Source organism: Nonomuraea sp. NPDC049607 (assembly GCF_040675375.1).
GTDB lineage: Bacteria > Actinomycetota > Actinomycetes > Streptosporangiales > Streptosporangiaceae > Nonomuraea.
The window spans coordinates 44,746-55,874 of sequence record NZ_JBFAOV010000047.1 but is presented as its reverse complement, the minus strand read 5'-3'; the positions used below and the strand labels follow the sequence as shown (position 1 = coordinate 55,874).

At 71.4% G+C, this 11,129-nt stretch carries 9 protein-coding genes; 6 read left to right on the top strand and 3 right to left on the bottom strand.

The genetic code is table 11. The features are described 5' to 3' along the window. Positions 1–130 precede the first annotated feature (130 nt). Both AB0J97_RS46350 and AB0J97_RS46345 read right to left on the bottom strand, forming a co-directional pair. Positions 131–538 carry a pyridoxamine 5'-phosphate oxidase family protein gene (locus AB0J97_RS46350; protein WP_364102264.1) on the bottom strand — a complete coding sequence of 136 codons (408 nt, stop codon included), beginning with the start codon at positions 536–538 and terminating at the stop codon, positions 131–133. A gap of 65 nt (positions 539–603) precedes the next feature. After that, positions 604–1,245, bottom strand: a complete 642-nt coding sequence (locus AB0J97_RS46345; protein WP_357708648.1) for a response regulator transcription factor — start codon at positions 1,243–1,245, stop codon at positions 604–606. 170 nt (positions 1,246–1,415) lie between these two features. On the opposite strand from AB0J97_RS46345, the gene AB0J97_RS46340 reads away from it, so the two are divergent. From AB0J97_RS46340 to narI, 4 genes are read left to right on the top strand one after another with little or no spacing between them, the layout of a single operon-like run. Further along, positions 1,416–5,084: a nitrate reductase subunit alpha gene (locus AB0J97_RS46340; protein ID WP_364102270.1), complete on the top strand. Its 3,669-nt coding sequence runs from the start codon at positions 1,416–1,418 to the stop codon at positions 5,082–5,084. After that, positions 5,084–6,634 carry a nitrate reductase subunit beta gene (gene narH / locus AB0J97_RS46335; protein ID WP_364102261.1) on the top strand — a complete coding sequence of 517 codons (1,551 nt, stop codon included), beginning with the start codon at positions 5,084–5,086 and terminating at the stop codon, positions 6,632–6,634. The genes AB0J97_RS46340 and narH overlap by 1 nt, the downstream gene beginning before the upstream one ends. Next, positions 6,631–7,257, top strand: coding sequence for a nitrate reductase molybdenum cofactor assembly chaperone (narJ, locus tag AB0J97_RS46330; protein WP_364102258.1), 627 nt, complete (start codon positions 6,631–6,633; stop codon positions 7,255–7,257). The genes narH and narJ overlap by 4 nt, the downstream gene beginning before the upstream one ends. Further along, positions 7,254–7,940, top strand: coding sequence for a respiratory nitrate reductase subunit gamma (gene narI / locus AB0J97_RS46325; RefSeq protein WP_364102255.1), 687 nt, complete (start codon positions 7,254–7,256; stop codon positions 7,938–7,940). Before narJ ends, narI begins: the two co-directional genes overlap by 4 nt. A 2-nt stretch (positions 7,941–7,942) precedes the next feature. Here narI and AB0J97_RS46320 read toward each other — a convergent pair whose 3' ends face one another. After that, positions 7,943–8,590 carry a pyridoxamine 5'-phosphate oxidase family protein gene (locus AB0J97_RS46320; protein ID WP_364102252.1) on the bottom strand — a complete coding sequence of 216 codons (648 nt, stop codon included), beginning with the start codon at positions 8,588–8,590 and terminating at the stop codon, positions 7,943–7,945. Between the two features lie 156 nt (positions 8,591–8,746). On the opposite strand from AB0J97_RS46320, the gene AB0J97_RS46315 reads away from it, so the two are divergent. Both AB0J97_RS46315 and cydB read left to right on the top strand, forming a co-directional pair. Further along, positions 8,747–10,120, top strand: a complete 1,374-nt coding sequence (locus tag AB0J97_RS46315) for a cytochrome ubiquinol oxidase subunit I (protein WP_364102249.1) — start codon at positions 8,747–8,749, stop codon at positions 10,118–10,120. Positions 10,121–10,127: 7 nt separating this feature from the next. Beyond that, positions 10,128–11,093: a cytochrome d ubiquinol oxidase subunit II gene (cydB, locus tag AB0J97_RS46310; RefSeq protein WP_364102246.1), complete on the top strand. Its 966-nt coding sequence runs from the start codon at positions 10,128–10,130 to the stop codon at positions 11,091–11,093. The last annotated feature ends 36 nt before the right edge of the window (positions 11,094–11,129 follow it).

Genomic DNA, 11,129 nt, shown 5'->3' with positions numbered 1-11,129 from the left:
CACTCTGTTTAAAACACTTTTTCCCACCCCCCCGCTCTTCCTTTGGGGCCGCCACCCGCTCCCCCCCCCCCACCACCGGGGGGGGCCCGGCCGGCGCCCGGCCCCCGCACGAAAGCGTCTGAACGGTACGTCACTCAGCGATCCGGCGGCCGGACACCTCCTCGGCGTCCACCACGATGTAGTGGTCGCGGCTCCCCGGAGCCCACGGGGACAGGGGCAGCGCGGACAACCGGGCCATCTCGGCGGGATCGGTCACCGCCCGCGCGTGCCCGACCGCCGTCACCGACCAGCCGGTGCGCATCGACGGGTCGAACTCGTCGGCCTCGAACGCCACCACGGCGTGCCGGGTGGCCGCGGCCAGCTTCGACCCGATCGAGGTGCGGATGACGACGCTCTCGCCGTCGAGGCAGAAGTTGACCGGCTGCACCGCCGGCAGGGCGCGATCGGTGAAGACGATCCGCCCGATCGGCGTGGACGACAACAGGCGCAGGCACTCCTCACGGGAGAGCACCTGGAGCCCGGACGAATCGAGTTGCATGCTTCTCAGCCTCCCACCAGGACCGTTCCCGATGTCAGAGGCGAAAGTCCCATCCCGGGGGACGTTCAGTCGCGCCGGTCGGCCCGCAACCGCGCCGACAGCGCCGCCGCCTGCGTACGGCGCTGCATGTTGAGTTTGGCCAGCAGGTTGGACACGTAGTTCTTGACCGTCTTCTCGGCCAGGAACATGCGCTCGCCGATCTGCCGGTTGGTCAGCCCCTCGCCGATCAGGTCGAGGATGTGCCGCTCCTGCTCCGACAGTGCCGCCAGCGGGTCCTGCCGGACCGCCTGGTCGCGCAGCCGCTGCAACATGGCGGCGGTGGTCTGCGGGTCGAGCAGCGACTGCCCGGAGGCCACCGTGCGCACCGCGCCGACCAGGTCGGAGCCGTGGATCTGCTTGAGCACGTAGCCCGAGGCGCCGGCCATCACCGCGTCGAACAGGGCGTCGTCGTCGGCGAACGACGTCAGCATGAGGCAGGCCAGCCCCGGCAGCTTGGAGCGCACCTCGCGGCACACGTCGACGCCGTTGCCGTCGGGCAGGCGCACGTCGAGCACGGCGACGTCCGGCTTCAGGGCCTGGATGCGGGCGATCGCCGACTCGGCGGTCCCGGCCTCGCCGATCACCTCGATGTCGTCCTCGGAGTCGAGCAGGGCGGCGACGCCGCGCCGCACGACCTCGTGATCGTCGAGAAGGAACACACGAATCATGTCCTCGACGCTACCGCCTCCCGTCACCCGGCAGTAGGGACCAAGGTCCCGGGCGCCGGCGGCGGGCCCATCGGGCCCGTACGAAGGGACTTTGGTCCCTGCCGGGACCGGGCGCCCACCCGCCAGCCTGGGGCCATGACCGTTGTGGCAGGGGAAAAGTTGTGAGCGACATGAGCGACATGGACGCGGTCCCGGGCATGGGGCCGTTGCTGGCCGCCAGGAAGTTCTTCACCAGGGCGGAGGTGTCGGCGGACGGCCGCACCCTGCACCAGGTCGACCCCGGCGCCTGGGACCGCTTCTACCGGGACCGGTGGGCGCACGACAAGGTGGTGCGCTCGACTCACGGCGTGAACTGCACGGGCTCGTGCTCCTGGCAGGTGTTCGTCAAGGACGGCCTGATCACCTGGGAGCACCAGGCCACCGACTACCCGTCGGTCGGCCCGGAGTCGCCCGAGTACGAGCCGCGCGGCTGTCCCCGTGGCGCCTCCTTCTCCTGGTACACCTACTCTCCCTCGCGGGTGCGCTACCCGTACGTGCGCGGCGTGCTGCTGGAGATGTGGCGCGAGGCCAAGGCCAGGCTGGGCGACCCCGTGCTGGCGTGGGCCGAGCTGACCGGCGACCCGGAGCGCGCGCGGGCCTACAAGCGGGCGCGCGGCAAGGGCGGGTTCGTCCGGTCGAGCTGGGAGGAGGTCCTCGAACTGATGGCCGCCGCCCACGTGCACACCATCAAGGACCACGGCCCCGACCGGGTGGTGGGCTTCTCGCCGATCCCTGCGATGTCGATGGCCTCGTTCGCGGCCGGCACCCGCTTCCTGTCGATGATCGGCGGCACGCTGCTGTCGTTCTACGACTGGTACGCCGACCTGCCGATCGCCTCGCCGCAGGTGTGGGGCGACCAGACCGACGTGCCCGAGGCGGCCGACTGGTGGAACTCCCGCTACCTGATCATGTGGGGCTCCAACATCCCGGTCACCCGCACCCCGGACGCCCACTTCATGACCGAGGCCCGCTACCAGGGCACCAAGGTCGTCGCGGTCAGCCCCGACTACGCCGACAACGTCAAGTTCGCCGACGACTGGCTCGCGCCGCACCCGGGCACCGACGGCGCCCTGGCCATGGCGATGGGCCACGTCACGCTGACCGAGTTCTTCCGCGACCGCCAGGTCCCGTACTTCACCGACTACGTGCGCAAGTACACCGACCTGCCGTTCCTGGTGACACTGGAGCCGCGCGGCGACGCGTACGTGCCGCGCCGCTTCCTGACCGCCGCCGACCTGGGCCAGGAGAGCGAGAACGCCGAGTTCAAGACCGTCTTCCTGGACGAGACGACCGGCGCGGCGCAGGTGCCGAACGGCACGCTCGGCCACCGCTGGGGCCAGGAGGGCGAGGGCCGCTGGAACCTCGACCTGGACGGCGCCGTCCCCGCGCTGACCCTGCTCGGACGGTCCGGGCGGGCGGTCGAGGTGGACCTGCCGCGCTTCGACGAGGGGCCCACCGAGGGCGGCACGGTCATGCGCCGCGGCGTCCCGGTGACCGAGATGGCCGGCAAGCTCGTGACGACGGTGTTCGACCTGCTCATGGCCCAGTACGGCGTCAAGCGCGACCTGCCCGGCGACTGGCCGGAGAGCTACGAGGACGCCGGCCGGCCCTACACCCCGGCCTGGGCGGAGGAGATCACCTCGGTCCCGGCCGCCACGATCGCCAGGATCGCCCGCGAGTTCGCCCGCAACGCCGAGCGCACCAAGGGCCGGTCGATGATCGCGATGGGCGCGGGCACCAACCACTGGTTCCACTCCGACCAGATCTACCGCTCGTTCCTGACGCTGGTGCTGCTGACCGGCTGCCAGGGCGTCAACGGCGGCGGCTGGGCGCACTACGTGGGCCAGGAGAAGGTCCGCCCGGTCACCGGCTTCCAGCACCTGGCCTTCGGCTTCGACTGGCAGCGCCCGACCCGGCACATGGCCGGCACCGCGTTCTGGTACCTGGCCACCGACCAGTGGCGTTACGAACGCATCGGGGCCGGCGAGCTGGCCAGCCCGCTGGGCGAGGGCAGGTTCGCGGGCCGCTCGTTCGCCGACTGCAACGCCCAGGCGGCCCGGCTGGGCTGGCTGCCCTCGCACCCGACGTTCGACCGCAACCCGCTCGAACTCGCCGACGAGGCCGCCGAGCGCGGCGTCCCGGTGGCCGAGCACGTGGTGGCGGAGCTGAAGGCGGGACGGCTGCGCTTCGCCGCCGAGGACCCGGGCGACCCGGCCAACTTCCCGCGGGTGCTGACCGTGTGGCGGGCCAACCTGCTCGGCTCCTCCGGCAAGGGCAACGAGTACTTCCTGCGCCACCTGCTCGGCGCCGACGCCGAGGCCCGCAACGAGGAGACGCCCGAGGGCCTGCGCCCGGCCGAGGTGACCTGGCGGGAGAACGCCGCCGAGGGCAAGCTCGACCTGCTGACGACGATCGACTTCAGGATGACGTCCACGGCGCTGTTCTCCGACGTGGTCCTGCCCGCCGCCACCTGGTACGAGAAGCACGACCTGTCCAGCACCGACATGCACCCGTTCGTGCACGCCTTCAACCCGGCCATCGCCCCGCCGTGGCAGACCCGCTCCGACCACGACGCCTTCCTCGGGCTGGCCGACGCCTTCTCCGAGCTGGCCGCCCGCCACCTGGGCCGGCGCACCGACGTGCTGGCCGTCCCGCTCACCCACGACACCCCGGACGAGCTGGCCCAGCCGGGCGGCCGGGTACGCGACTGGAAGCACGGCGAGTGCGAGCCCGTGCCGGGGAAGACGATGCCCAAGATCGTCACGATCGAGCGCGACTACGGCGCCGTCGCCGAGCGGGTGCGCGGGATCGGGCCGCTGTTCGCCGGCCTGGGCCTGACCACCAAGGGCATCACCTACCAGGTGGGCCCCGAGCTGGACCACCTGCGCGAGCAGAACGGCGAGACCCCCGAGGGCCACATCTCCCTCGGCACCGCCGACCGGATGTGCGAGGCCATCCTCACGCTGTCCGGCACCACCAACGGCCGCCTGGCCACCCAGGGCTTCGAGACCATGGAGAAGCGCACCGGGACCAGGCTCGCCGACCTGGCCGCCGAGCACGAGGGCAAGCGCATCACGTTCGCCGACACGCGGTCGAGGCCGCAGCCGGTGATCACCTCGCCCGAGTGGTCCGGCTCGGAGACCGGCGGTCGGCGCTACTCCGCCTTCGTCATCAACGTCGAACGCGACAAACCCTGGCACACCCTGACCGGGCGGCAGCAGTTCTTCCTCGACCACGATTGGATCATCGAGCTGGGCGAGCAGCTGCCCGCCTACCGGCCGCCGCTGGACCTGCGCCGCCACCACGGCGACCAGCGCGACAGGCAGGGCGACGGGCAGGGCGCCGAGGTCACCGTGCGGTACCTGACGCCGCACTCGAAGTGGTCGATCCACTCGGAGTACCAGGACAACGCGTACATGCTGGCCCTGTCGCGGGGCGGCCCCACGATCTGGATGAGCGTCGAGGACGCCGCCTCGATCGGGGCCGCCGACAACGACTGGATCGAGGCGTACAACCGCAACGGCGTGGTCGTGGCCAGGGCGGTCGTCTCCCACCGCATGCCGGCCGGGACCGTGTACATGTACCACGCCAAGGACCGCAACGTGAACGTCCCGCTCACCGAGCGGTCGGGCCGGCGCGGCGGCGTGCACAACTCCCTCACCCGGCTGCTGCTCAAGCCCAGCCACCTCATCGGCGGGTACGCGCAGTTCACCTACGCCTTCAACTACTACGGGCCGACCGGCAACCAGCGTGACGAGATCACGGTGATCCGCCGCCGCGGCCAGGAGGTGACCTACTGATGCGCGTCATGGCACAGGTCGCCATGGTGATGAACCTGGACAAGTGCATCGGCTGCCACACCTGCTCGGTCACCTGCAAGCAGACCTGGACCAACCGGGACGGCGTCGAGTACGTCTGGTTCAACAACGTCGAGACCAAGCCCGGCGTCGGCTACCCCAAGCGCTACGAGGACCAGGATCGCTGGCACGGCGGCTGGCAGCTCGACGGGCGCGGCCGGCTCAAGCTCCGCGCCGGCGGCCGGGTCAAGCGGCTGCTCAACCTGTTCTCCAACCCCGACCTGCCGGACCTGGACGACTACTACGAGCCGGCCACCTACGACTACGACACCCTGCTGAACGCCCCCGCCGGGCCGCACGTGCCGGTCATCCGCCCCAAGTCGGCCATCACCGGCAAGGACCTGAACATCACCTGGGGCGCGAACTGGGAGGACGACCTCGGCGGCGCCCCCGAGCACGCCCACGGCGACCCCAACCTCGCGGCCATGGCCGAGAAGGTGCGCATGGAGTTCGACCAGACCTTCATGTTCCACCTGCCGCGCATCTGCGAGCACTGCCTCAACCCGGCGTGCGTGGCCGCCTGCCCCTCCGGCGCGATGTACAAGCGGGAGGAGGACGGCATCGTCCTGGTGGACCAGGACCGCTGCCGCGGCTGGCGCATGTGCGTCTCGTCGTGCCCGTACAAGAAGGTGTACGTCAACCACAAGACCGGCAAGGCCGAGAAGTGCACGTTCTGCTTCCCCCGGATCGAGGCGGGGCAGCCGACCGTGTGCGCCGAGACCTGCGTGGGCCGGCTGCGCTACATCGGCCTGGTCCTGTACGACGCCGACGCCGTGCTGCCCGCGGCCCGCGTACCCGACCCGCGTGACCTGCTGGAGGCCCAGCGCAAGGTCTTCCTCGACCCCGACGACCCCGAGGTGGCCGCCGCCGCGCGGGCCTCCGGGATCGCCGAGGACTGGATCGAGGCCGCGCGGCGCTCGCCGGTCTACCGGCTGGCCATGCGCTACCGGGTGGCGCTGCCGCTGCATCCGGAGTACCGCACGCTGCCGATGGTCTGGTACATCCCGCCGCTGTCGCCGGTGCTCGACGCCGTGACCGGCGTCGGCGCGGACGCCGACGACCCCGACAACGTCTTCCACGCCATCACCGACCTGCGCATCCCGCTGGAGTACCTGGCCGGGCTGTTCGGCGCAGGGGACACCGAGGTGGTGGCCGGGGTGCTGATGAAGTTGTCGGCGATGCGCGGCTACATGCGGGCCCGCACGGTCGACGGCACCGTGGCCGGGGACCTGCTGGAGTCGGCCGGGATGACGGCGCGGGACATGGAGGAGATGTACCGCCTGCTGGCCGTCGCCAAGTACGACGAGCGCTACGTCGTGCCCGCCGCCCACCGCGAGGACGCCGCCGCGCTGTCGTCCCAGGCCGCCGGATGCAGCCTGGACGGCGACGGCGGCCCGGGGATGAGCGAGTTCCACCCGGCCGGCGTGACCGGCCGCCGCGGCGACGGACGCCTGGGCCTGAAACTGTTCACCGGGAAGGAACCGGCGTCATGAGACTGCTCCCCGCCCCCGACACCGTCGTCGAGCGGCCGCAGGAGCGCGCCGCGCTGCTCCGGCTGGTCTCGCTGCTGCTGCAGTACCCCGACGCCGGGCTGCTGGCCGCCCGCGCCGAGCTGCGCCGGGCCGTCGCCGCGCTGCCCGACGGGCATCCGCGCCAGGCGCTGGAGCAGTTCCTGTGGTGGTTCGGCGACCGGCAGCCGATGCCGCTGGCCCGCCACTACGTCGAGACGTTCGACCTGCGCCGCAGGTCCAGCCTCTACCTCACCTACTACCTGCACGGCGACACCCGCCGCCGCGGCATGGCGCTGCTGACGCTCAAGCAGCGCTACCGGGTGGCCGGGCTCACCCCGCCCGAGGGCGAGCTGCCCGACTTCCTGCCGGTGGTGTGCGAGTTCGCCGCCCTGGCCGGGCCGGACGCGGGGGAGGCGCCGCTGCGCCAGCACCGCAAGGGGCTGGAGCTCATCCGCACCGCCCTGCACGAGTCCGGCTCGCCGTACGCGCTCGTGCTGGACGCCCTGTGCGCGGTGCTGCCCGGCATGTCGGCGGCCGAACGGGCCGCGGTGGCCGACCTCGCCCTGGCCGGCCCGCCGCTGAACGAGAGTGAGGTACGGCCGTGAGCGTCGTGCTGTGGGCGATCGTCCCCTATGTCGCTTTGACGATCTTCGTCGCCGGGCACGTCTGGCGCTGGCGGGTGGACCAGTTCGGCTGGACCACGCATACCACGCAGGTGCTGGAGAGCAGGCTGCTGCGGCTCGGCTCGCCGCTGTTCCACCTCGGCGCCTTCGCGGCCATCGGCGGTCACGTGCTCGGCCTGCTCGTCCCCAAGAGCTGGACCGAGGCGGCGGGCGTGGACGAGCACCTCTACCACCTGGTGTCGGTGAGCGCCGGGACCGTGGCCGGGGTCATGGTCGTCGCGGGCCTGGGACTGCTGCTGGCCCGCCGCCTCACCAGCCCGCGGGTGCGGCGGACCACCACCCGCGCCGACAAGGTGCTGTTCACCGTGCTGACCGCGGTGATCGTGCTCGGCATGGCCGCGACCGTCGGCAGCAACCTGCTCGGCGGCGGCTACGACTACCGAGCCACGATCGCGGTCTGGTTCCGGGGCGTCCTGACCTTCCGTCCCGACCCCCGCCTGATGGCCGACGTGCCGCTGCTGTTCCAGCTGCACGCGATGTCGGCCTGGCTGCTGGCCGCGATCTGGCCGTTCACCCGGCTGGTGCACGTGTGGTCGGCGCCGGTGGCGTACCTGTGGCGGCCCTACGTCGTCTATCGGCGACGGGTGCCCGTCCGGTCGCGCTGACCCTACATCGCGTGGATGCGGCGGCCGGTGACGTGGTGGGGGACGATCCGGATGTGCAGCGACCGGTCGCCGCCCGCCCACGGGGTGATGTCGTCGCCGGCCTGCTCGTCCGGCGTCACGTGGTGCGCGGGCCCCTGGACGAGCACGCTCCAGCCCTGCCGCCGGGCCTCGTCGATGCGGTCCACCTCGAAGCCCACCATGACCTCGACGCCCTCCAGCCCGGTCCGCAGGTCCTGGTCCATGGGGCCGCCCGAGGCGGTGCGGAAGACGATGGCGCCGTCGTGCACGCGGTAGTTGACGGGCAGCACCGTCGGCCCGTGCGAGCCGTTGAACGCGATCCGGCCGATGCCGCCGGGCGCGATCAGGCTCAGGCATTCGTCACGTTCGAGCACCTCCAGGACGGGTTCGGCCATCGCCGGCCCCACGCCCGGCGGCCGGTCGCGCCCGCCGCCCAGCAGGTCCTCGCCGGTGGTCCCCAGCGCGTCGGCCAGGCGGTTCAGGGTGCCCCTGTCCGGGATGTCCACGTGCTCCTCCATGTACCGGAGGTAGCCGGCGGACATGTCCGCCCGTTCCGCCACCTGCTCGACGGTGAGCCCGAGCCGTTGCCGGTGGTACTGGATGCGGTGGCCGAAGTCGCCGGTCCGTGTCACTGTCTCCTCCTGCCTCTGCGTCCCCATGCGTGGTGAAGCCGTCCAGGCACCCCGTACCCCGGACAGGGTCCTTCGCCCCTCCATGGGACCAACGTCCCTCGTCCCAGGGACGCACGGCCCTACGGCGCGACGGCCGGGAAGAGGAGCCTGGCCTGCATGGATGTCCTGGATCTCTCCCGGTGGCAGTTCGGCATCACGACCGTCTACCACTTCCTCTTCGTGCCGCTCACGATCGGCCTGTCGATCATCGTGGCCGGGTTGCAGACGGCGTGGCACCGGACGAAGAAGCCGGAGTACCTGCGGCTGACCCGGTTCTGGGGCCGGCTGTTCCTGATCAACTTCGCCATGGGCGTCGTGACGGGCATCGTGCAGGAGTTCCAGTTCGGGATGAACTGGAGTGACTATTCCCGGTTCGTTGGCGACGTGTTCGGGGCGCCCCTGGCCATGGAGGGGCTGATGGCCTTCTTCCTGGAGTCCACGTTCCTCGGCCTGTGGATCTTCGGATGGGACCGGCTGTCGCCCCGGCTGCACCTGGCCACGATCTGGCTGGCCGCCATCGGCACCAACATCTCGGCCTACTTCATCCTGGCGGCCAACTCCTGGATGCAGCACCCCGTCGGCTACCGGATCAACAACGGCCGCGCCGAGCTGACCGACATCTGGGCCGTCCTGACCAACTCGACCACGCTGGTCACCTTCCCGCACGTCCTGTTCGGGGCGTTCCTGACGGCGGCCGCGTTCGTGCTGGGCGTCAGCGCCTGGTTCCTGCTGCGCAAGCGGGACGTCTCCCTCTTCCGCACCTCGGCCCGGCTGGCGCTGGCCGTCAGCCTGGTCTCGGCGGTCGGGGTGTCGTTCTCCGGCCACTGGCAGGCCCAGATCATGACCGAGCAGCAGCCGATGAAGATGGCCGCCGCCGAGGCCCTGTGGGAGGACGAGACCTCCGCCGGCTTCTCCCTGTTCGCCATCGGCGACGTCGAGAACGGCCGCAACCACGTCAACCTCCAGATCCCGTACGGCCTGAGCCTGCTGTCCACCAACACCCTGGACGGCGAGGTCGAGGGCATCAACGACATCCAGGCCCGCTACGAGGCCCTGTACGGCCCCGGCGACTACCGGCCGGTCGTCGGCCTGGCCTACTGGTCCTTCCGGCTCATGATCGGATTCGGCATGCTGTCGGCGCTGCTCGCCCTGGCCGGGCTCTGGCTGACCAGGCGCGGCCGGCTGCCCGCGGGCCGCTGGGCCTACCGGCTGGCCGTCGCCGGCATCGGCCTGCCGTTCCTGGCCAACAGCATGGGCTGGATCTTCACCGAGATGGGCCGCCAGCCGTGGACCGTCTTCGGGCTGATGCGCACCGCCTACGCCGTCTCGCCCACGGCGGACGTGCCCTCGGTGGCCATCACGCTGGTCGGCTTCACCCTGGCCTACGCCGTGCTCGCGATCATCGAGATCCGGCTGCTGGTCAAGTTCATCCGGATCGGGCCGAACGAGCAGGACGAGCCCGAGACCGCCGTCCCCGCGCTGAGCTACTGAGGAAATCATGGAAAACGTCTGGTTCGTACTGATCGCCGTGCTGTGGACCGGCTACTTCCTGCTGGAGGGCTTCGACTTCGGCGTCGGCATCCTGATGCCCGTCCTGAGCCGCGAGGAGGCCGACCGGCGAGCCGTGCTCAAGACGATCGGCCCGGTCTGGGACGGCAACGAGGTGTGGCTGCTGGTGGCCGGCGGCGCGACGTTCGCCGCCTTCCCCGAGTGGTACGCCACCCTGTTCAGCGGCTTCTACCTGCCGCTGTTCCTCATCCTGCTGGCGCTCATCGCCCGCGGCGTGGCCCTGGAGTACCGCAGCAAGAGCGACAGCACGCGCGGCTGGGACCGGGCGCTGTTCTGGGGGTCCCTCGTCCCCGCCTTCCTTTGGGGGGTCGCGTTCGCCAACATCGTGCGCGGTGTCCCGCTGAACGCCGAGCACGAGTACACCGGCACGCTGCTGACCCTGCTCAACCCGTTCGCGCTGCTCGGCGGGCTGGCCACGCTGCTGCTGTTCACCCTGCACGGCGCGGTCTTCCTGGCCCTGCGCACCACCGGCGACCTGCGCCTGGCCGCCGCCCGGATGGCCAAGAGCATCTCCCCGGCGGCGTTCCTGGCGGTGATGGCGTTCCTGCTGCTCTCGAACGACGGCGCCGGGCCGGTCCGGTGGGCCGCCGTGGCGCTGGTCGCGCTCGGCCTGATCGGCGCGGTGGCCGCGACCGTGCGCGGCCGTGACGGGTGGGCCTTCACCGCCAGCGCGGTCGCCGTGGTCGCGCTGGTCTGCGCGATCTTCAGCGGCCTGTTCCCGAACGTCATGCCCGCTCTGGACCCGGCCAACAGCCTCACCGTGACCAACGCGGCCTCCAGCCCGTACACGCTGACGGTGATGACCTGGGTCGCGGCCATCTTCACGCCGCTGGTGCTGGGCTACCAGGCGTGGACGTACTGGGTGTTCCGCCGCCGGCTCACCGGCGCCGTCTGAACCGGCCCGCCCCGCGGCGGCAGGGGGCTCGCCCCG